The following is a 21,424-nucleotide window of genomic DNA, read 5'->3' on the forward strand; positions in this document are numbered from 1 at the left end:
TCTTGCAGATACAGTCACATACACTTTGTTTACTCAAGTGTATGTATAAGCTTTTCTGCCTTCGTAAGACAAACTAATAAAGGTAAACCAAGATGGTATTTCTAACCGTTGTGTTAGCGATGTTTCTATGTGTGTTTATTATTGCCTATTTAAAACTTTCAATAGGCTCGCTTAAACACAGTGAGAATAGAAGTACTGACTTTAGATATGGGCAAGTGTTAAATAGTGAAGAGTATTTTCAATCGTTAAAAAAAGACATTTTTGGCTTTGAGTATTTTTCTTCGCTAATGAAGCGAATCGAAGCTAGGAAAATGACAGTGTATTACCACATTTCTTTAGTTAAGGTTGGGCGCTCTGAGCAGTCATTATACCGTTTGACACGAAAAGACAAGCTTCGCCAGAAACTGTATAAAGAGATAAACCAAAGTGTCTGTCCGACTTTTTTGAAAGTATATAGTGATGAGTATTTGGTTGTTGCATTCGCTGTTTATAACCCACTCAATAACAAAGACGTAGCAGAAAAACAAAAGAAACTCATTGAACGATTACCTAAGGAATTAGTGTTTGATGGAGGCTTGGTCGCAATGGATTACGCGATTTCATCTCTTTATATGTCGAGTAAATCGGTATTGGCCGATCTCGATAAAATGGAACGCCGACTCTCCTTTGGGATGAAAAAAGCGCTGAGCACTGTTGAAGGGTTGTACATTCACCAAGAAGAAAGCTATTGCTCTGCAATGAAGGAAAAATACTTAACTCGAGAGCTCTATCGATCAATTTGCTATGAAGAGCAGAGTTTTCATGTGGTTTATCAACCAATTTATGATGCTTTAAGTGACGAAAAGCCTTCTGCCTACGAAGCACTGGTACGATGGAATAATGAACTCAACGTTGGGCCAGGTGATTTTGTTCCGATACTAGAACAACATGAGCACCTGCATTATCAATTCACCTTCATTGTATTGAAAAATGTTATTGGCGATCTTAAAGCTCGCTTATCGCTAAACCAGCTGATACCCCCAGTATCTGTAAACATTTCGACTAATGATCTATGCGCGCCTAATTTTGTCTCAGATGTTCTGGCTTTAACGCTAACCTGCGAACCGCTACGTAAACGGTTGGTATTTGAGATTACTGAAAACAATCAACTGATCTACAGTGATGAGTTAAAAGCCGTAGTTGAGTCGTTGACCAGTTTGGGTTTTAGGTTTTCTTTAGATGATTTTGGCAGCGGATATGCAAATTTAGATGCGTTGAACTTACCTTTTATTTCCACCGTTAAAATTGATAAGCGTTATGTCGATGATATCGAAATAGACTCGCATAAGAAGCAAACGTTATTTCAAGTGCTTGAATTGTGCGCGCACTTTAGTCGACTTGTCGTGATTGAGGGCGTTGAAAACATTGGACAAGTAGAAATTATTAAAGCGCTTAAAAAGAGTAATATTTATATTCAGGGTTATTATTATTCTAAACCATGCGAAAAAAACAAGGCGTTTTCTTTGCTAGGTGCGTAGTGCCAACGGCCTGGATAGATAGGTAATCGATGGGATGACCGCTGCAATCCTATGACTTAGCGAGCAGCGTGACAAAGCGTAGCGCAATCGTCATCAATATTGACCACCGCGATACTATTTTTTCCATTTTTCTTTACTTGATACATGGCTGAATCGGCACGCTGGCAGACGTCTTCAAAGCGATGTTGATTACCCGTAAACAAGCATATACCAATACTAAATCCTAAGGTCAATGTAGCTTGCGAATGTTGGAGTGATACGGCTGAAAATGAGAGGAGTCGGTGACACAACTTCATTAGCTCAGTACGGTGCGAGTAGCTACAGAGTATGACGAATTCGTCTCCACCTAGTCGGCCAATTCTGCAGTTTTCCATCGCATTATTTTTGAGCCAAGTTGCAATCTCGAGTAGTAGGTCGTCTCCGGCTTTGTGTCCGAGCTCGTCATTGACGGCTTTGAAGTTATCTACATCAATGAATATCAACGCAGAGCCACTATCGCTGTGTGTTGCTAAGTGGTTTTGATAGCTCTCTAACATGGCTTTTCTGTTTAATAAGCCAGTAAGAGGATCACTGTTTGCTAAGGTTGCGAGTTGGATTTCGTAGCGCTTTTCTTGCGTAATATCGATATGCGTACCCATCATGCGAAGTGGCAGCCCATTGTCGTCATACTCCACAACGCGGCCACGGTCTGATACCCAGCTGTCTGTTCCGTCTTTGTGGATCATTCGGTGCACGACTTGATAGAAATCGGTTTTGCCATTGATATGGTCTTCAAATGCACGAACGGTAAAGTCATAGTCTTCAGGGTGTAATTTGCTTTTCCACATGTCGACCGTTGCACTTAATTCGTTCGCTTGATAGCCAAGCATCTTGCCCCATTCAACGTTGAATATGGTCAATGAACCACTAGGGACATGCTGCTCCCATAGGCAAAGGCCAGTGCCATCTAGTGTCACGCTGAGTTTTTCTTTTAAGCGGGCGTTTTCTTGTTTTAATCGTTTATTTTCCGCTTCAAACTGTTTGATTTTCTTTAAGTATTCATCCATGAAGTACGCCTTAAGCCCGCAGATTCCATGCAGGATCTTTTTAATCTACGGCTAACAATAACCTAAGATTCATGCTTTATAAAATATTGAGTGTTTAGGTGTCACAATATCAATGATAGTGATAATTGATACCGATGATCAGTGTTCCCTTCTCGACATAAATTTAGCCCTGTATCAGAGAAAGATGAGACGATCTTGTGAGCAAGTAGAGGTAAATGGTTAGAAATAGGTTGCCAAAAATTATAACTTATATACAAATGTAATAATTCGCAGAACAGGATGTAGGAGTTCAGCAGGATGCGAGCGGCAAATTCAGAATATCTATTAGCAGCACTCAGAAGTGTGATTAAAACAAAAGGGCGGACTTATCGCGATCTCGCAGATGAAGTTGGTGTGCCTCTTTCAACGTTTAAGCGTCATCTATATAGCCCCAATATTACGTTGGAGCGGTTACTCGATTATTGTCGTGAGATAGATACCACATTAGAAGAACTGCAAAAATTGGCCGTCAAGCTTCAGCATGACAACGAGAGTTTTTTTAATAACACTCAAGATGAGATCTTTTTTCAGTTTCCTCACTTGTATGACTTCTATCGAGAGCTTAGGCATATTAGGCATCGCGACAGTCATGATCACATGAAAAAGAAATACGGTTTGGACGAGGCATCGACGTACGCGTACTTTAGAGCGCTTGAGTTGCTTGGATTAGTCAAGCTAACGGATGACAATAAAACGCAGCTAAATGGCCCGTTGTATTACCGCTTTTCTGAAGACTCGAAATTAAGCTTGAAGTACAAAGATATCCTTAAAGCGCAAGCACTGGAAAACCCTAACTGTGTTCGTGTGGGGTTTTCGCGTATGAACTTAAAAGAATCTCAACTTGATGCCTTGAATAAGATGCTTACTCAAGAAGTGCTGAAGTATCATACTGAAAATATGAAGAAAGACGCCGATGGTGAGGGCGATTTGTGTAACGTTTTATTGTTTGTCACACCACACGAAACGTTACGATTCTCAGAGGGAATACGTACGCTTCCCAACGATTTCTTGTCTCAAGTTCGGGCGCAAATCGCTAGGGTTGAAGCCTAAAAAGAACAATAAAAAACCAGACTTGATGTCTGGTTTTTTATTGTTTTAGTTTCAGGCTATTAAGTCGTTTCAATTCTGTGGCAGGCGACATAATGATGGTTGTCGACGTGCTTTAACTGAGGGTAGTCGGTTTTGCACTGCTCTGTCGCAAAATGGCATCTTGATTCAAAATGACATCCTTTGGGAGGAGAGATAGGAGAGGGCACATCGCCTTTAAGCGGCTCTCGTTTTTTTCTCGATCGCGGGTCGGGCAATGGGATGGCGGAGATTAACGCTTGGGTGTAAGGATGCTGCGGGCGGGCAAAAAGAGAACTGGTATCACTCATTTCAACAATGCGGCCAAGGTACATGACCGCTATATTGTCAGAGATGTGCCTCACAACGGATAAATCATGGGCAATGAATACTAACGCGAGGTTCATCGTCGCCTGCAGATCAAGAAGAAGATTGATGATTTGCGATTGGACGGAAACATCGAGCGCTGATACGGCTTCGTCGCAGACGATGAGTTTCGGGTTCAACGCAATAGCACGAGCGATCCCAATGCGTTGACGTTGCCCTCCAGAGAATTCATGAGGGTATCGCTCTGCAGCCGATTCTGGTAACCCAACTTTAATGAGTAATTCTTTGACCTTTTGAGTTCGCTCTGCTTGGGTTCCTATTTTATGAATGTCGAAGGGTTCTTGCAAAATCCGCCCGATGGTATGGCGGCTATTGAGGCTTTCCATTGGGTCTTGGAAAATGATTTGAATTTCTTTACGCAACGAAACCATTTGCCTAGCGGTAAAATGGGTGATGTCTTGCCCGTCGTAAATGATCTGCCCTGAGGTCGGCTCATTGAGCTTAAGCAGTGAGCGACCAAGTGAACTTTTTCCGCAGCCTGATTCGCCAACCAGCCCGAGTGTTTCGCCTGCTTTGACGGTGAATGAAACACCGTCAACCGCGTAAGTATAAACATTGTTGCTAAATAGCCCTTTGCGAATCAAATAATGTTGTTTGAGATTGCGTACTTCTAAGAGAGTGTTAGCCATTTACGTTCCCTTCCTCTGACATAAGAAAGCAGCTGACGGAGTGATGATGACCAATAGACATCAGTTTCGGTATTCGGGTGGCACATTGTGGCATTTGGTATTGGCATCGGCTTCGAAATCGGCAGCCAGATGGCATCTCTTGCAAGCTGGGTACTGAACCCGGAATAGTGCCAAGTTGTGATTTTGGCTCGCCATCCATTCTTGGAATTGACTGAAGTAGACCTTGGGTATATGGGTGGCGTGGAGAATCAAATAGGGTATAGACGTCGGCTTTTTCAACGACATTACCTGCGTACATAACCACCACTTCGTCACAACTTTGAGCGACGACCCCCATATCATGAGTGATCAACACAATGGCCATGTTGCTCTTGTCCTGCATCTCGCTCATCAAATCGAGTATTTGAGCCTGCACCGTAACGTCTAATGCGGTAGTGGGTTCATCGGCAATCAAGACATCAGGGTTGCAAGCTAGTGCGATCGCGATCATCACACGTTGACGCATGCCTCCTGATAGCTCGTGAGGGTAGTTATCGATTCTTTGCTCGGCGGCAGGAATGCCGACTTGTTTTAACATCTCTATCGCTGCCTGTTTTTGCTGTTTGCGCGATAGGTCAGGTTTGTGCAGTTCATACACCTCGCAAAGTTGTTTCCCTATAGTATGAACAGGGTTTAACGCCGTCATAGGATCTTGGAAAATCATCGAGATTTCATTACCACGAGTTTGGTACAGTGCTTCTGCTGGCATTTGTACAAGATCTTTGCCTTTATAAAGAATTGAGCCCGCCGTTATTTTTCCGTATGGATGAGGGAGTAGCCCCATGATGGATGCGGCGGTCACACTTTTACCACACCCGGACTCACCAACAATACCAATGGTTTTTCCCTTAGAGACATCAAAAGAAACCTCATTGAGGACGGTGATATCACCATCATCCGTTGTAAAGGTTGTTTCAAGGCCTTCCACTGACAAAATACAATCATTTTTCATGCTTACAGGGTCCATTACTTCTGAGCGAAACGCTTTTCTATTCGGGTTACTGAAGGATACGACTGGCCAGATTTAAGAGCTTTCATGGTGGTTTTCTTCTCTTCCAAATCTATCCAGAACAAGCCGTACTCCATGCTTTTTGCATCTAGAATATCGCGAGACAAGGCGGTACCGATGTTTTTTGGAAGCTTGACGTAACGCCAATGCGCTGCTCTTGAAAATGGCACTGAATAGGTAGGAATAACACAATCGCACTGGGCTATTTTTTCTTGAATTAGACGAGACAACGTCGCTTTCTTGTCGACGTTAAATTCAGAGTCGTATTGTTCGATTAGGCTATCCATCGCGGGATCGGCAAAGTTGGTAAAGTTGTTAGTTTGTGGCTTGGCGTTCGAAGAGTGAAAATACTGCCAATACACGGGCATTTGTGGGGCGCCCATGCCCAAAAATGCGGCTTGGTGTTTTTTCTCAAGTAATGATTTGAAGCCTGTTGCCCCGTCTACCAACTTGAGCTCAATTTCTAGCCCCGCTTTTTTCGCTTCCTCTTTCAATACAATCACGCGAGGTGAGTGCATTTTGGATAAATAGGTTAGCGTGATGCTCAAGCGCTCACCTGCTTGGTTTATGCGAATGCCGTCTTTGTCTAAAGCGCTGTACCCGGCCATGTCAAAGTACTTGTCTGCCAGTGCCAAGTCGAACGCTTTGGCTTGGATTTGCTTGTTGTCGTAGTCGCCAAAACCTGAACCAAAACTTTGCTGATGGGTATAGTCACCACGCAGCGCAATGTCGATCATTTTCGGTACATTCATAGAGTGGGCGATACCACGTCGTAGATCCGAATTTCCCATTTTGTCTGCATTTAGGTTAAGCCAAATGCCTGCCGCTCCTTGAGGGGATTGGTTAAAAAACCATTCTTTGACGAGAAAGCCGCGGTCGTATAAATCGCCTTTCGCTTTTTCGTGCCAGATGGAAGGAAAGACCATGTAATAGGCATCAAGCTCGCCTTTTTCAAAGTACTTAATAGAAATGTCCGAGTCACGGATGACTTTTAGCATGATGTGGTTAACGTTGTAGCGATGCTGATAGTATTTATTGCCGTAGCCCCACCAGTTATCGACTTTCGACAGCTTAACGTACTTGCCTTTCTTGATTTTGGCGACCTCGTACGGCCCCGTTACGGGTTCTGCTTTCCAGTTGTAACGTTTGACAAAATTATTTGGGATGCCTTTCGGGTAAAAATGAGCGGGTTTTGGCAAAATATTCAGACGCATGAGCAATTCATCGTTAGCCAGCTCGTTGGCTGAATGCAGGGCAAAGGTATGCTTATCAAAGATGGTGATCCCTGCGATTTTATTGGTATAGAAGTCTTGATACCAAGGTGCTTTAGTGTGTTTACTTCGCATGTAATCAAACACAAACCCAAAATCCTTGCTGGTGACGGGCTTACCATCCGTCCAGCGTGCATTTTCATCCAGTTTAAAATAGACGGTTTTGTGGTCGTCGCCTATGGCCCACTGTTTTGCAAGCGCTGGTAGGTATTGACGGGTGTTTGGATGTTGCTGAATGAGAGAAGGATTACCATCCATAATAAACGCACGAAAGCTACCATTTGAATCTGGCCCAACGGTACGCATGGTCAGTGGAAAGCTGTTGATGTGAATACGATAAGTGCCACCTTGCTTGGCGTTGCTATCTGCGAAGGTTGGTTGTTCGTTGTTAGAAACCCAATTTAACCCTTGCGGCACAGAGTCAGCGCTCGCAATGGATGGAAAAAACGTGCCGAGTATTAACAGCAATAACGATGTAAACAGTGTTTTCATAGTGTCTCCAAACTCTTTGTAATAGGGTGCTACCTTGCACTCTTGTTTTATTGTGTATTTGAGATAATCAGACGTATCGGGTGTATTTTTTCGGGTCAAAGGCTTCTCGTACTCCTTCGCCAATAAACGTCACCATGGTTAAAACCAGAACGATGGCACACACGACGGAGCTTATGATCCAATAGGCGTCCAAGTTAGACTTACCTTGTTGCAGCAAGTCGCCCCAACTTGGTGTCGGTGGCATCAGCCCAAGTCCGAGGTAATCTAATGCGGTTAAGGTGGTGATATTGGCGACAATGCCAAATGGCGCGAGCGTGACAATCATGACCATGGTGTTAGGCAGAATGTGTTTGATGATCACCCTGAACATACCAGCGCCTTGAGCGCGCGCTGCCGTGACATATTCACGTGCTTTTTCTTTATAGGTCATAGTCCGCATATACCAGGTGATGCTGATCCAACCGAATAGAACATTGATAAAGACAAAAAGGAGAAAACTTGGCTGAATGATCGACACCATGATCATGATGACGTACAAAAACGGTACCATTGACCACACTTCGATAAACCTCTGCATGATCAGGTCAAATCGACCGCCGAGATATCCCATAAGTGAGCCGACAAGCACCCCAATGGTGTATGAGATAGCAAGCGTTAACATGGCAAACCAAATGGCAATCCTAAAGCCATATACCAAACGCGCCAGAACATCTCGGCCAGATTGGTCGGTACCCAAGTAATGTTTTTCTGTCACGGATGGCCCAGTAGGAGGGTAATTCGTGCCATCGAAGTCTTGTTCGTACGGGTCCCAAGGTACGAGAGGCATTAAGACCCAATCCCCTTGATTTTGGTTTTTAAAAAGGTGTTCAAGTTCGCGATAGTCCGCCTCATATTCATAATCTTGCCCGAATGTTCGGCCACTTATTACGTGAGTGTAAGTTGGGAAATGCCATTCTCCCTGATACGAAACCATCAGTGCTTTATTGTTGACTAATAATTCAGCGACAGAAGACAGCAAAACCAAAGTGGTTAGGATCAGAAAAGAGAAATAACTGCGCTTTATCGAACGAAACCGTTTCAGTTTTTTCTTGGTTAGTGGGTCAATTTGCATACATTAATGTCCAAATTTCACTCGAGGATCGACGGCTGCAACGCAGAGATCAGATAAGATATTGCCAAACATCAGCAGTAGAGATGAAATGGTTAAAATACCCATCACAACGGGGTAATCTCGCTCGACGATGGATTCATAGCCGAGAAGCCCAATGCCATCGATGTTAAATACCACTTCGATAAGAAAAGAGCCCGCCACGAATACAGAAACGACATTCCCTAGATGGCTCGCTATCGGGATCAGGCTGTTTCTTAATGCGTGCTTTCTTACCGTTTTGTTAAATGGCAAGCCCTTGGCGATGGCGGTTTTGACGTAATCCGCAGCAAGGTTCTCTAGCAAGTTATTCTTCATCGTCATGGTCAAGATGGCGAAATCCCCAATGATGTAACAAATCAAAGGCAATAAAGCGTGGGAGAAGAGGTCATAAAGCTGCTGAGAAAACTGAAGGTCTTCGAAATCGTCGCTGACGAACTCGCCCATTGGGAACCAACCTAAGTGGAAGGCAAAAAAAGAAATCAGAAAAACGCCGACAACATAGTTAGGGAGCGCATAGCCAATAAACACCATGACGGAGCTAACGTTATCAAATTTGGAACCGTGCTTAATGGCTTTGAGGATGCCCAGAGGGATTGAGACCAAGTAACTGATCACGAATGTCCAAAAGCCGAAGAACATTGAGACAGGCAGCCTTTCTTGAATCATGTCCCACACGGGTTCGTAATAACGGGTGGACTCACCAAGATCAAATTGAATCAATTTCATCAACCATTCTGAATAGGCTTCAAAAATCGGTTTATCTAACCCGTAAAAGGCATTTAACTCTGCGATCTGATCTTCGGATAAAGACTGGGAGCCTTGCTGTTGACCGGCACTGCCACCATCTATCGATTGGCTTTGCATTTGCGAGATCATTCTTTCTACTGGGCCACCAGGCACAAACCGTGTAAGAGCAAATACCAATAAGGTAACGCCAATAAAGGTAGGAATAATCAACAACAACCGCCGACTAAAATAGGCTAACAATTCAAACTCCTTAATTGAATTTTATGGAAATAGAGGCAAAGAAAGACTGACTCGATATGAGCCAGTCTTGAGGGTTGCAACTACGTTAGGTATTTATAGAACAGGCAGTTGTTCTAATGCATAGCGATATTGGATGTATTCTCTCGAACTCCAAAGCCAAATTGATTCTGGGTTGATATCGTAAATCTCAGTGTTTTGAGGGTTACGTTTTAACTCTTCAGCAATCAGATCTTTGTATTGGTCAGCCCAATTAAGTAATGCAGTCAGATAGGTTTCGTCATCTTCATTGGCTTGCAGTGATTTCCACGCAGCATGCAAGTTGTCTTTGCTGTTACAGCGTGTTGGCTCTGCGGTAACGGTATAGCATTTTTTGTCTTTATCTAGGGTGAATTTTGCTGGTGAAAACAGTGTCGCTCTAAACATACCGTCGAAGTACGACGTCTTCTTCAGCAATCCAACGGCAGCCGTATCACGTAACATCACCAACTTAAAGTCATTCAGTGTTTTAACACCATTAGCTTTCAGGTTCTGTTTTGTTATGTAATTAGTGTCATCCAGTTTGAGCAAGTCATCCTGACGGCCGTTAATTAACAAAGCCTTTTCAGCCATGTTTTTTGCCAAGCCATTTCGACGCGTTACTACGTAATTTCTGGCTTTTAAGCTGAAGGTAACACTGCCCTTATCATCAACACTGTCGTTTGGACGCGTAAGCGTTATGTCGTCCAACAAGTCTTGCGAGCTGTCAGCTAGGCCGTACTCTTCGGCATACCCGAATGCCACTAAGTTATTAAGGAGCGCGGTAAACATTGGCGTAACTGTATTTTGTGATAATTGAAAAAACGATTTCAAATTGAACAAATACGGCGGTACGTCTATCGCTCGCTTAATATCTGGCTGGTAAGGCGTTACCGTTGTTGCACGTTCACCATCCTTATCGACAAAGATTGGGTCAGCAAACGAATCCATTCCGTAACCTAAGTAACCAAGATAAGTTTTGATTTTTTGCGGTGTACCTTGAACACTACCGTGGATGCTCGATACATCTAGCAGGGCGATGTTTGATTTGTCTCTTGCGCTGGAGTAATCAGTACGCTTAACAAGCATTTGCGCGGCGACTAATTTGTCTGGCCAAATACCGAATTGGTCAACGGCAGTCGAAGACGTATTGTAAGGGTTGTTAGCTCGCATGTTGGCATAAGGGCGGCCATCACGAGTTTCAGACAATACGGTGATGTTATCACGGCTTGACGCCATTTCTGCGACCAGATCTTTATCGAAACATGATTCAGGCAAGGTGGTTTTGTCTTGTATGCCTGGCCCATAAGAGCTCCATAAGTCAGACAGCGGCACGAAACGCGTGATCTGTCCTGAATTGGTAGACACTCTTATCTCACAGACACGATCAGGCTTGCTCATTACTTCGACAAAAAAGTTTGCAGCGAGTAATGAAGCATCAAAGGTGTCGCACACCATTTTTGCACCTTCAGGTAAGCCTCTGCGGACATCGGCACGTTGACAGTTATCGGTATAGTAATTGGCGACGCTCTTACCATAGCTGTCCTCCGAGCCTCTCAGCTTAGATAGTTGGTAATCGATATCACCAAGATCATCCACGACTGAACGAATTTCATTGAACTCATACCAGCGAGAGTAGGCGTAGCTCTGTACTTGATACTCGTAAAATTGTTCACGGTCGTCACGTCGGTTCCTTAGGTCGTAGCTATCCCAGTATTTTTGAATACGGAATTTAGTTTGCTCAAGGATGTTTGAACCTTCATCAAAGCGGTTACACGTGCTGTTACTTCTAACGTGTTCGTCAGTACAGTAATCAAAGTTGGTAAACTTAGCTTCAGAATCATTTTTGAAGACGGTCTCTTTTAGCTGTTTGACTGAACCTAGTAGGTATGCCTGTTCATTTAGGTTTAACTCGGCGTCAATGTCTTCGAAGTTGGCATATTTGGTCACGTCGACTTTTTCGATAAGCCCTGTCTCTGGGTTCACCTTGTCGACTTTTGTTGTGTATTGCAATTTGCGTCCGTAGCCGAAACGTAACGCAGCGACGTCGTATTTCCCGTAGATCGGCAGCTCATCAAAAATTGAGGCGCCGTAGTCCATTGCCGAACTGTGGGCCGGTATTTTGGTGTAATTAAGAGCACTAATTTCTTCTTGCGTATAGAAATTGTCTTTATCTGCCGATCCCATGAAGTTATGGCGTAAGCCTAGGTTGTGCCCAAGTTCATGAACCAAGGTTGAACGATACATGTGCTTTGAAATCTGATTACTGACGATTTTTTGTTGTTCCGCAGACAGTTTCGACCATTTTTTAAGTTTGGTGTTGACCTTGTCTTGGTAGTCGGACGCAGAAGGGTCAAGATCAGAGTTATCAAAGTAATCACCTTGTAGGTAATCAATGCCCGTGACTAACCCCTTAGAGCGAGTGCTGACCCACATGAATTCCTCTGAATACATGTTGTTCTCAGCCATTCTATCTAATTCCAATTGGCGCTGTGCGACCTGCTTACTAAAGCTTTTTGTCGGTTGCTGCCCTGCCGTTAGCCATTGTGTGTAGCCGTTAGCAAAATTAGGTTCATTTGGAACGGTGAAAGGAGTCGAGTCTGACAGTGCCGTTGTTTTATTGGCGACTAAGCTGTCTTCTACGCCAGCAAAACCAGTATTGGTTGCAACATTACCTATTGTGTCTGCTGGTGGTTGAGGCGCAGGTACTGGAGCGATAGGTTTATCGATTTCGCCACGGTTATAGTGCATGGTGAGTTGATTCCACATGCGACGCGAAGACGCTCGGATCACCCCTGCGTACTGGTTCACGTGTGCATGTACTATTTCACCAGTTAGCGGGTTAGTTGCTGACGGGCCGTAACCCAGTAGACCGCTGTCTACAGGATCTGTGATCAAGTTAAGTACGTTGTAACGAAGATCACCGGTGTGGATGCCTTTAGGAGTGTCCTCATTCACAATTTTGATTGATGGGACACCCGTTTTACCCGCTTCCAATACCTCGTTAATTTCTTTAATAGTTTCAAGGGTGGTTTCAAGAAATAGCTCACTGCCTTTTTCGAAATAGCTGTCGCTTAAGTAGTACTTTATTTCTTTTTTCGGATTAAAGCGGTTCAGCAAACGGAATTTTTGACCTTGCAGCCCAATTTCGCCTGTTGCGGAACGTTCGACTTTCTCATCATTAAAGAAACCGTAACGGGAGGAGTCTCTACCAGGGTAAAGTACTTTCTCGTAGTCTTTACTTGCGATGGAATCGAGTTTTACTAAGGAATAGAAGAAGCGCGTTTTGAACGATAAGTTGTCTAAGTCGTAACCAAACTTGTAGGCGTCGTCAGAGTCGGCGGTAAATGTACGCTCAACTTCAACATTGATGGTGCCAGATTTTGGATCGTACTCCCAGTGCGTAAGTCTTGGCTTTGCCGTTTCTTTAACATCGGTAGAGGTGTACCACGCGTCGACGGAATCAACCGCTAGCGATTTGATTTCTGCGAAATCTGGGGTGAAATGGGAAGCGGTATTCCAAGTTGCGTCCGCATCTTTGTTTAATTCTTCTTTGTTGGTACATTCATCGAAATCGTTTTCAGCACATCGGTATTGCTGGAATGTCCCAGGGATTTTCAGAACAGGGGCTTGGTTAATGACGTCTGCATAACGCGAACTCTTACCCGCTCGTATTGTATCGCGGTCGACTTCTTCAGCCAAAATACCATTGGCATCGTCAAAGCGAAGTTTAACCAGTTTTGGTGTTCCTTGGAAAAAGCCACGTTGGCTTGTAGCGTAACGCGGTGTTGCCCCCGTAGAAGGCATATATAACCAAAGAGATTCGGTATCTAGAGATTGTGTTGTGATTTGCTCTTGAGCGCGAGCTACAGTTTCATAGGTGCGCTCTTCTGCGCCACACCCATAGAGAGCGATGCTCACCACAGATGCAATGGCCAGTTGCTTAAACATATTATTCACCTTGCAATATGGTTAGTAGTTATAATTTAGTGTGATGTAATAGGTTGGTTTTTTTAGATCAAACAATGTACTTAGCGGGCTAGGGCCTCTATCAGGATCGTAATAAGTTGCGCTATTGGTCATGCCAATAGCCGAACTGAACTGATCGGTGAATTGATACCCTATTTCTTCTGCGTGAGTGAGTTTTGGCGAATAACTTGTGCCCCTATAACTCCAAGAAGTGGAACTATCAAACATGATATTAAAGAACCACTTGTTTGGTTTATAGTTAATGGACAGTGCATTGCTAAGCCTATACTCCTCTAAAGGTAAGGTGCCGACTGTAGTATATTTATGGAAGTTCTTACGTAATCGAACGGCATCGATTATATTAAGTCCTTCTAAAATACCACCCAAATCGAAGGCGAAAATAACGTCACCTCGAATGGCGGATTGCAGATCTGTTTTTTTGGAAAGTTCTGAGACCGGAATAAGAGCACGTGCTCCAACAGACATCGCTATATAATCTGTTGGGTTCCATAGATCTTTCTTATTCGCTGTTAGCCAAACATCTTCCCAATAATCCCCAAGAAAAGCATCGTAACTGTGGTATCCAGAAAAGTTAGCTGTAAAGTTAATATCGGAACTGTAGTTATATATAATCGATGCCTTGGCAGACAAATTTCGTTCAGCAAGGTGGTGGCTATCTTTATAACCATTTCTGCTGTAATCCAGACCTAGCGAGAGTCCCCAAGTTTTTACTTGTTCGCTCGACGTGTTCGGTGCTGGTGTTTCTTCTGCGTGAAGGGGGGCTGACATTAATGCAGATGCAATAATGCAACTAATTGTACTGAGTTTCATGATATGCCCATTCCCTGTGTGGATCTTACTGTTCGTTTCCGCTCCATGCGTCACGAAGTGTTGGTATTACTATTCTAATTAGACTTATCAATAATAATCGACATGCGCTTTACAAGGTATTCCTATTTATAAAGTACCGTTTGGTTGAGCTTATGGTCTTATTAGATGAAACCAGTTAAAAGGACCTGATATTTTTAAAACTTTGATATTCTTCTTTATGTTGGGTTTAAGTTCTTATTTATATGTAATTTAAGGTCATATGTGTTGGGTTTTGTTTATGATTTGGCGTATGTGCCTAGTTTTGAGATGTGAGACTATGACAACAACGCAAACGTTTTCGTCTGTGTAAATAGTACGAATAGCATCAGTGAATTTATTTCAAAACATATTAGCCTGCCGTTACATTAGCCCATTCTAAATATGTAACCTGTTTAAAGTTTAATATCGGAGTTAGAACATATGAGCGTATGAATATGACTAAATAATAAATTGCATCTTTCTAGTATATTTCAGTGATTTTCATCACTGGTATTTAAATTGATGACTGTAAAGCGGTCATGATCTAAACCATTGTTTTAGTGGATCCAGTACCACGGGAGCAAAGAGTTCTGGTGAGTGTCAGAATAGATTGAGAATATCCAAGCAGGGCAATCAATTGATAGTAATTATCGTTTGCAAATGATAATCAATTGCAATAGTGTTGATGTCGACATAAAAAGGAGAAAGTCATGTCTCATCAATTTCCAGAATTACCCTATGGATATAGTGCCTTAGAACCATACATCGATGCTAAAACGATGGAAGTTCATTACAGTAAACACCACCGCACTTATTTCGATAAGTTTACTGCGGCTATCGCTGGCAGCGAGTTAGAAAGCCAATCTTTAACCGAGATTTTTGCCAACATCAGTAAGCATTCTCCCGCGGTCAGAAATAATGGAGGCGGCTATTACAATCACATTCTATATTGGAACTGTATGTCTGCTTCGCCTCAATCTGAACCATCAGGCAAGTTGGCTTCTGAGATTGAGCGTACCTTTGGTGAGCTTGAAGCATTTAAAAGACAGTTTAGCGATGCTGCAATCAATACCTTTGGCTCTGGGTTTGCTTGGTTGGTTGTTGTTGACGGCGAGTTACAAATCACTTCAACAAGCAACCAAGATAACCCTTTGATGGACGTGGCGGCAGTTAAGGGTACGCCTATTCTAGCGTTAGATGTGTGGGAGCATGCTTACTACATTAGCTACCAAAACCGTCGCCCGGACTATATAAACGCGTGGTGGCAAGTGGTGGACTGGAAAGCGGTCGAAGCGCACTATCAAGCAGCGCTTTAATTGAAAAAATGGCTGAATGCATAAGCAATCAGCCATTTTTATATCGAAGCGGAGACGTTGGAACCACTCGTTCAGGTTAAGCCACAACCTCTGTTGGCTCGCTTAGTGCTTCTAAATCGAAAGAAGCATTAATGAGTTTTTTGGTGTAGTCATGCTTAGGAAAGCGGAAGATGTTTTCAGCAGTACCTTCTTCCATTACTTGTCCTTTTTGCATCACCATAACTCGGTCAGATAGCGCCTTTACGACACTGAGATCATGACTGATAAACAAAAAGCCAATTTGACGGCGTTTTTGAATGTCCTTTAGAAGATCGATAACCGTCAATTGCACAGAACGATCTAACGCTGAGGTTGGCTCATCTAATAGCATAAAAGAGGGCTCAAGGATTAACGCGCGCGCAATAGCAATACGTTGACGTTGGCCGCCTGAAAACTCGTGTGGGTAGCGGTTGATTGAACTCGCTTCTAACCGAACTTCCTCTAATGCGATACGAGCTCTTTGAAGCCTATTTTTTTTACTTAAGTGCGGTTGGTGGACGGTTAACCCTTCGGTGATGATGTCGCCAACTGTCATGCGAGGCGACAAAGAACCATAGGGGTCTTGAAACACCATTTGTATGTCTTTTTTAAGGGCAAAGCGTTCCTTGTTCGACAAGGTAGTCAGGTCTTGCCCTTTAAACTGGATACTACCACTCGATGGTAACAACCCGATGAGCGCACGACCCAGTGTGGATTTACCAGAACCGGACTCGCCAACAATACCGAGAGTTTCGCCTTGCTTTAGAACGAGAGAAATGCCTTTCACCGCTTCAAAGTGAACGGCTTTCTTGTGCAAAAATGCAGGCTTGATTAAGAACTTAACGCGAATGTCTTGTGCGGATAATAACGGTTTGTCAGTGGTGACGGCAGGGTCTTTACCGCCTTTCGGAATTGAGTTAATCAGCATTTCAGTATATTCATGCTGAGGGGCTGAGAATAGAGCTTGAGTCTCCCCGGTTTCTACGACATCGCCTTTACACATAACGATGACGCGGTCGGCAAAGTGTTTTACCACACTTAAGTCATGAGTGATAAATAGAATCGCCATGCCCATTTTTTGTTGTATTTCTTTGATGAGATTAAGCACTTCACCTTGCACCGTTACGTCTAACGCCGTAGTCGGTTCGTCAGCGACCAGAATATCGGGCTCATTCATTAACGCCATGGCAATCATTATACGTTGCAACTGGCCGCCAGAAAATTCATGTGGGTATTTCGTATAGGCTTGTTCAGGTTCCGGTAAATGCACTAAATCAAACAATTCAAGCACGCGTTTTTTTGCTTGTGAATTAGACACTTTCTTATGACAAGTTAATGCTTCAGCAACTTGAACACCAACGCGCATATAGGGGTTCAATGACGTCATCGGTTCTTGGAATATCATACCAATGCGATTGCCACGAAAATCTCGCATTTTGTTCTCAGGAAGATCAAGCAAAGAGGTGTCGTTAAAGTGAACTGATGAGCTATCGGATACGATGGCATTGTGCGGCAATAGACGCATTACTGCACTGGTCGAGACAGATTTACCGGATCCGGACTCTCCTACGATCGCCAGCGTTTCGCCCTTATTCAGAGTGAAATTGACGTTTTTTACAGCATCAACTTGTCCATCGTTGGTAGAAAACGAAATCGACAAATCCTTTACAGTCAATATTGGAGACATGAATAACCTTATGAATTAATTGAGTCTATGAGATGGCTCAATGGTGCTGGTGTGTTGTAATTGATAAAAATGGTGGTGTGCTTTTTGAATGTTTTCCATTTCAAGCATCCAATTTGCTGATCTCTGTGCGGCGCAAAAAGCGGCAAGGTGGCGGAAGAGATCTTCGCAGTGTTTATGCAGTACATTTTCAAGTGCCTTAAGCAAATCTATTGACTCTAGAGTAAGAAATTGGAAATACGCATAGGTTTGGTTGAGGAGTTCGAACGCTTCCTCGCGTTTGCCGAGGTTGTTCAGTATTTCGGATTGGTTTACCGTCGCTGTTCGAAAACCATCTAATAAACAGGCCAGCTGGCAGGGTTTAGTGCGATCACACATAACCGCCAATTGAATATTATCAGGTAGGCTGGATAACACATCATCATATAGATGATAAGCTTCAGGCCAATGGCCTTGTTGGTTAAGCTCTTCCGCTTTTAAGTAATGAGACCAGCACTGTTCGATATCCATTTAAACTACCTGTTCGTTCGAAGAATACGTAATTTAAATGAAACTGACTATCAATTGCAAATAATTATCATTTATATTTGTGTTTTTTGAGAAAATTGCTGTGAGTTGAATAGGGTTGAGGGACAATTGGGCTCGCTAACCTGAAAGGGTTAAAGAAATAGACTGAATGAGCTGGTGAGTATGGCAGCTCACTGAGAGCTGCCTTTTTTGATTCTATTTTTTGAAATGTGTAGGTGTCAATGGAAGGGTGATTTTCATTTCTTTAGACGGTTCTTCGGCCATTGCTTGTTGTTCACCATGGACCCAATACGTAACCTCTACTGAGTTCGTTACATCAAAAGGTTCATAGGGTATGACGGTTACATTCTTTAAGCGATCACCTAGGAAGAATGTATCGAGTTGCTGGATACGTTGTTCATCTTGGTAGACCTCAAACAATCCAAGGTAGTGGAAGATTCCTGAACCTTGGTTACTCACCGTATAAGGCGCAACATAAATCATGTTATCTGTTGGTTCATGAAAATTGAGCATGGCCGTTTGGAAGTAGTCGTAAGCTAATTCACCACGCTCTGCGTCATGATTAAACTCCCCAACAGCCCGGCGATTCGTACCAGTGCCGACAAAGTGTGTTAACGCCACCGTTAGATTGCTGTCTGGGAGAATGAGCTTGAGAGGTTTGCCGTTTTTATATGAGAAAAGGTTGAGCATTACTTCATCAGGTTTGCTGGTAATCCAGCCCTGTTTTTGGCCGATTTCTTCGTCCGTCATGCTAAAGCGGTAGGCTCCTGCAATAATCACAATGGCGAGTAATACAATCGGAATCAGTAAGATCAACGGAATCGGTAGGCGGCGCTTAGACATGAATTTCTCGGTAGCATTTAGGTTTGGCTAAAGTGTATCGAAGGCGCAATCATTTTAATAGCCGAATTGTGACTAATTTCGGTTAATGGTAATGTCGGAAACATAACCATGTTCCGTGCTTGTTAGGGCGCTTTTTAGCATGCTTGCTGCTTCGTCTGCAGTCATAAACTCAGAGCTATCCAGATCTTTCCCGCTCGTCGACCAAAAGTCCGTTGCCATTCCGCCTGGGTAAACGGCGATTAACTTCATTGGGTAACCTTTAAGTTCTAGCCGCGTAGATTCGAGTAAGCCTTTCACTCCCCATTTGACCGCGCAATAGGTGGTTTCACCTGCCTTAGCCGACAGCGCAGCGGTAGACATCACAATGGCAACCGTGGTGTTACAGTGCTTGTATCTTGCGACGAGCTGTTTTAATAGGTACATGGTTGATAGTAGGTTATTTTCCACTAGGCGAGCCATTGCGCCAGGATCTTGATCTTCAAGCGGACCAAAGTAACCACTTCCCGCACAATGGATGACCAAAGACGGTGGTGAAGTAAACTGTTCGAATAGCTGCTCAACGTGCTGGTGGTTAGAAAGCGAAGCGGTAATGGTGTTGACATGCTCACCGCAATCAAGGGCAACATCATTTAGCCTTTGTTTATTACGTCCCGTCAGAGTCATTGCGCGTTTTTCTTTGCCGTAAAGTCGCCCAAGTGCTGCGCCTAAGCCACTGCTTGCGCCAGTAATTAATATCATTGTTGTGCCTTCACTGTATTAAGATCTTCGGAATCATAACGATGAAACACCCGAATGGATGTGACTTGTAAAACAAAAATAGCACTCCAAGTGAATTTCAAATCGGTGAGTACAAATTCTGTTTAAACCGATAAACTAACGGCAAATCCAATTAACGATTAAGAAATAAGATGCTAGAACCAGAAAATATGATCAAATTGGCCAATATGAAAATGCCCTTTGGAAAATATGCGGGACGTTGCTTGATAGATCTACCGGAAGAGTACCTATTGTGGTTCGATAAGAAAGGCTTTCCTGAAGGTGAGTTAGGCAAGTTATTACAACTTTGCTTAGCGTTGAAAGTGGAAGGTTTAGAAGAAGTCATCAGGCCGCTGAAGAGAATGTAAATTATATTTGCCATAACCTGTAAAGATCTAAGTAAACTTAATTTCATGAAATAGTGATAACAGCTTGAAAATATTAATGGTTATTATTACCGTATTGGCCATTAATTGTTAGTAGTAAGGGATATCAATGAGTACGGAAATCAATGAAGGACATTCAGTAAAAGCTTGGAAGGCACCGATGCCTAAAGCTCAGTTTGAATTCATGTCAGCAGTATTGGCGTCACCGTCACCAATTGGGTTTGAAGCGGCAATGAGCTACGGTGTGATCAAGCCAGAATTTGAATCCTTCATGCCTGAAGGTTGGGGCGTTCATCAGTTTAAAGCCAATGCGAGCTTGGTGTTTGACTCTCATCCTGGTCGTGATGACCTTACTAGTGTCATGATTGTTGGCCATGCAGATAAAATTCGCATGCAAGTTCGTAAGATAGATGAAGACGGAAAAGTATGGATTAACACGGATTCGTTCCTGCCAACAACGCTGATTGGTCACGAAGTTCAAGTATTCTGCCAAGATCCAGAAAAAGTCGGCGCTTACAAAGTGATTCAAGGTTGTACTGTGGAAGCATTGGGTGCCATTCACTTCTCGACTCCGGGCCAGCGTTCCGGTGAGCAGGGCATTAAACCTGAGTCTATTTATCTAGAACTTCACATGCATGGTGATGAGCGAAAAGCTCAGGTAGAGGCGTTAGGCTTGCGTGCAGGTGATCCAATCTTACTTGATCGCCCCATTAAACGAGGCGTTGCACCAGATACCTTTTATGGCGCGTATTTAGACAACGGGTTAGGTTGTTTCTCGGTGACTGAAATTGCTCGCACGCTTGCAAATGAAGGTCTTGAAAATGTACGCGTGCTTTATACGATTGCCACTCACGAAGAGATTGGCCGTTTTGGCTCAACTCAAGTTGTGGGTGAGCTAAAACCTGACGTGCTTATTGCAACGGATGTCAATCACGATTACGAAGCGGCTCCGGGTATCGGTAGCAGAAATATGAATCCGCTTAAAATGGGCGACGGTTTTACCATTGGTCGCGGCTCTGTTGCGTCTGAATACCTGGTTCAAACGCTGGTTAATCTATGCGCTGAAAAAGAAATACCACATCAGTTGGACTTCTCTGGCCGTGATATGGGCACCGACGGAATGGCAGCAGCCCTTGCTGGTGTTGATAGCGCCGCAATTACTATTGGTTACCCAATTCGTAATATGCATACGTCATCGGAATCGGCTCATACTGGAGACCTCTTAGCTTCTATCGAAGCGATCACGGAGCTACTGCGTCATCTCAACAGCTTCAATGATGGTGCAGGCATTAAGCGAGATGATCTTAAAAACAGTCATATTCGTTTAGACAACTTGTAATCAGACGCTTTCGGTTTTATTGAGACGCAAGAGCACTCAGTTTGAATGAGTGCTCTTTTTTTATGCGCTTCTCTATGAGCCCCACCAGTC

Annotated in this window: 17 protein-coding genes; 5 read left to right on the forward strand and 12 right to left on the reverse strand. The window is 43.5% G+C overall.

The window, feature by feature from the left end:
• Positions 1-92: 92 nt before the first annotated feature.
• Positions 93-1,517: an EAL domain-containing protein gene (locus tag QWZ04_RS12925; RefSeq protein WP_290328605.1), complete on the forward strand. Its 1,425-nt coding sequence runs from the start codon at positions 93-95 to the stop codon at positions 1,515-1,517.
• A 56-nt stretch (positions 1,518-1,573) separates the two neighbouring features.
• On the opposite strand, the gene QWZ04_RS12930 is transcribed toward QWZ04_RS12925, so the two are convergent.
• On the reverse strand, positions 1,574-2,563 hold the full coding sequence (locus tag QWZ04_RS12930; protein WP_290328607.1) for a diguanylate cyclase domain-containing protein: 990 nt from the start codon (positions 2,561-2,563) through the stop codon (positions 1,574-1,576).
• Positions 2,564-2,860: 297 nt separating this feature from the next.
• Between QWZ04_RS12930 and QWZ04_RS12935 the strand changes: the two genes are divergently transcribed.
• On the forward strand, positions 2,861-3,652 hold the full coding sequence (locus tag QWZ04_RS12935) for a helix-turn-helix domain-containing protein (RefSeq protein WP_290328609.1): 792 nt from the start codon (positions 2,861-2,863) through the stop codon (positions 3,650-3,652).
• 59 nt (positions 3,653-3,711) lie between these two features.
• On the opposite strand, the gene QWZ04_RS12940 is transcribed toward QWZ04_RS12935, so the two are convergent.
• The 7 genes from QWZ04_RS12940 to QWZ04_RS12970 all read right to left on the reverse strand — a co-directional run bounded on the left by QWZ04_RS12940 (position 3,712) and on the right by QWZ04_RS12970 (position 14,446).
• The gene (locus QWZ04_RS12940; protein ID WP_290328611.1) at positions 3,712-4,683 is read right to left on the reverse strand and encodes an ABC transporter ATP-binding protein; all 972 of its coding nucleotides are present in this window, start codon (positions 4,681-4,683) and stop codon (positions 3,712-3,714) included.
• Positions 4,676-5,674: an ABC transporter ATP-binding protein gene (locus tag QWZ04_RS12945; RefSeq protein ID WP_290328613.1), complete on the reverse strand. Its 999-nt coding sequence runs from the start codon at positions 5,672-5,674 to the stop codon at positions 4,676-4,678. Before QWZ04_RS12945 ends, QWZ04_RS12940 begins: the two co-directional genes overlap by 8 nt.
• 14 nt (positions 5,675-5,688) lie before the next feature.
• Positions 5,689-7,494 (reverse strand): extracellular solute-binding protein, encoded by a 1,806-nt coding sequence (locus QWZ04_RS12950; RefSeq protein ID WP_290328615.1) that lies wholly within the window; start codon positions 7,492-7,494, stop codon positions 5,689-5,691.
• Positions 7,495-7,561: 67 nt separating this feature from the next.
• Positions 7,562-8,605: an ABC transporter permease gene (locus QWZ04_RS12955; RefSeq protein ID WP_290328618.1), complete on the reverse strand. Its 1,044-nt coding sequence runs from the start codon at positions 8,603-8,605 to the stop codon at positions 7,562-7,564.
• A gap of 3 nt (positions 8,606-8,608) precedes the next feature.
• Positions 8,609-9,631 (reverse strand): ABC transporter permease subunit, encoded by a 1,023-nt coding sequence (locus QWZ04_RS12960; RefSeq protein ID WP_290328620.1) that lies wholly within the window; start codon positions 9,629-9,631, stop codon positions 8,609-8,611.
• A 93-nt stretch (positions 9,632-9,724) separates the two neighbouring features.
• Positions 9,725-13,597, reverse strand: coding sequence for a zinc-dependent metalloprotease (locus QWZ04_RS12965; RefSeq protein ID WP_290328622.1), 3,873 nt, complete (start codon positions 13,595-13,597; stop codon positions 9,725-9,727).
• 21 nt (positions 13,598-13,618) lie between these two features.
• Entirely contained in the window at positions 13,619-14,446 is an 828-nt protein-coding gene (locus QWZ04_RS12970) for a hypothetical protein (RefSeq protein WP_290328624.1), read from the reverse strand.
• Positions 14,447-15,174: 728 nt separating this feature from the next.
• Between QWZ04_RS12970 and QWZ04_RS12975 the strand changes: the two genes are divergently transcribed.
• Positions 15,175-15,780 (forward strand): superoxide dismutase, encoded by a 606-nt coding sequence (locus tag QWZ04_RS12975; protein ID WP_290328626.1) that lies wholly within the window; start codon positions 15,175-15,177, stop codon positions 15,778-15,780.
• Between the two features lie 76 nt (positions 15,781-15,856).
• Here the strand turns inward: QWZ04_RS12975 and QWZ04_RS12980 are convergent, their stop codons facing one another.
• The 4 genes from QWZ04_RS12980 to QWZ04_RS12995 all read right to left on the reverse strand — a co-directional run bounded on the left by QWZ04_RS12980 (position 15,857) and on the right by QWZ04_RS12995 (position 19,591).
• Positions 15,857-17,485, reverse strand: coding sequence for an ABC transporter ATP-binding protein (locus QWZ04_RS12980; RefSeq protein ID WP_290328628.1), 1,629 nt, complete (start codon positions 17,483-17,485; stop codon positions 15,857-15,859).
• Positions 17,486-17,500: 15 nt separating this feature from the next.
• On the reverse strand, positions 17,501-17,992 hold the full coding sequence (locus tag QWZ04_RS12985) for a hypothetical protein (protein WP_290328630.1): 492 nt from the start codon (positions 17,990-17,992) through the stop codon (positions 17,501-17,503).
• A 213-nt stretch (positions 17,993-18,205) separates the two neighbouring features.
• The gene (locus QWZ04_RS12990; RefSeq protein WP_290328632.1) at positions 18,206-18,853 is read right to left on the reverse strand and encodes a hypothetical protein; all 648 of its coding nucleotides are present in this window, start codon (positions 18,851-18,853) and stop codon (positions 18,206-18,208) included.
• Between the two features lie 72 nt (positions 18,854-18,925).
• Complete coding sequence (locus tag QWZ04_RS12995; RefSeq protein WP_290328635.1) at positions 18,926-19,591, reverse strand: SDR family NAD(P)-dependent oxidoreductase; 666 nt, start codon at positions 19,589-19,591, stop codon at positions 18,926-18,928.
• 170 nt (positions 19,592-19,761) lie between these two features.
• Between QWZ04_RS12995 and QWZ04_RS13000 the strand changes: the two genes are divergently transcribed.
• Positions 19,762-19,977, forward strand: a complete 216-nt coding sequence (locus tag QWZ04_RS13000; protein ID WP_290328637.1) for a DUF3820 family protein — start codon at positions 19,762-19,764, stop codon at positions 19,975-19,977.
• Between the two features lie 127 nt (positions 19,978-20,104).
• On the forward strand, positions 20,105-21,334 hold the full coding sequence (locus QWZ04_RS13005; protein ID WP_290328638.1) for a M20/M25/M40 family metallo-hydrolase: 1,230 nt from the start codon (positions 20,105-20,107) through the stop codon (positions 21,332-21,334).
• The last annotated feature ends 90 nt before the right edge of the window (positions 21,335-21,424 follow it).

It is taken from the genome of Vibrio tapetis subsp. quintayensis (assembly GCF_030409945.1).
GTDB lineage: Bacteria > Pseudomonadota > Gammaproteobacteria > Enterobacterales > Vibrionaceae > Vibrio > Vibrio quintayensis.

Excerpts from the sequence above, each read along its gene's own strand:
- QWZ04_RS12925 (WP_290328605.1), top strand. The coding sequence starts at position 93 with ATGGTATTTCTAACCGTTGTGTTAGCGATGTTTCTATGTGTGTTTATT.
- QWZ04_RS12930 (WP_290328607.1), bottom strand. The coding sequence starts at position 2,563 with ATGGATGAATACTTAAAGAAAATCAAACAGTTTGAAGCGGAAAATAAA.
- QWZ04_RS12935 (WP_290328609.1), top strand. The coding sequence starts at position 2,861 with ATGCGAGCGGCAAATTCAGAATATCTATTAGCAGCACTCAGAAGTGTG.
- QWZ04_RS12940 (WP_290328611.1), bottom strand. The coding sequence starts at position 4,683 with ATGGCTAACACTCTCTTAGAAGTACGCAATCTCAAACAACATTATTTG.
- QWZ04_RS12945 (WP_290328613.1), bottom strand. The coding sequence starts at position 5,674 with ATGAAAAATGATTGTATTTTGTCAGTGGAAGGCCTTGAAACAACCTTT.
- QWZ04_RS12950 (WP_290328615.1), bottom strand. The coding sequence starts at position 7,494 with ATGAAAACACTGTTTACATCGTTATTGCTGTTAATACTCGGCACGTTT.
- QWZ04_RS12955 (WP_290328618.1), bottom strand. The coding sequence starts at position 8,605 with ATGCAAATTGACCCACTAACCAAGAAAAAACTGAAACGGTTTCGTTCG.
- QWZ04_RS12965 (WP_290328622.1), bottom strand. The coding sequence starts at position 13,597 with ATGTTTAAGCAACTGGCCATTGCATCTGTGGTGAGCATCGCTCTCTAT.
- QWZ04_RS12970 (WP_290328624.1), bottom strand. The coding sequence starts at position 14,446 with ATGAAACTCAGTACAATTAGTTGCATTATTGCATCTGCATTAATGTCA.
- QWZ04_RS12975 (WP_290328626.1), top strand. The coding sequence starts at position 15,175 with ATGTCTCATCAATTTCCAGAATTACCCTATGGATATAGTGCCTTAGAA.
- QWZ04_RS12980 (WP_290328628.1), bottom strand. The coding sequence starts at position 17,485 with ATGTCTCCAATATTGACTGTAAAGGATTTGTCGATTTCGTTTTCTACC.
- QWZ04_RS12985 (WP_290328630.1), bottom strand. The coding sequence starts at position 17,992 with ATGGATATCGAACAGTGCTGGTCTCATTACTTAAAAGCGGAAGAGCTT.
- QWZ04_RS12990 (WP_290328632.1), bottom strand. The coding sequence starts at position 18,853 with ATGTCTAAGCGCCGCCTACCGATTCCGTTGATCTTACTGATTCCGATT.
- QWZ04_RS12995 (WP_290328635.1), bottom strand. The coding sequence starts at position 19,591 with ATGATATTAATTACTGGCGCAAGCAGTGGCTTAGGCGCAGCACTTGGG.
- QWZ04_RS13000 (WP_290328637.1), top strand. The coding sequence starts at position 19,762 with ATGCTAGAACCAGAAAATATGATCAAATTGGCCAATATGAAAATGCCC.
- QWZ04_RS13005 (WP_290328638.1), top strand. The coding sequence starts at position 20,105 with ATGAGTACGGAAATCAATGAAGGACATTCAGTAAAAGCTTGGAAGGCA.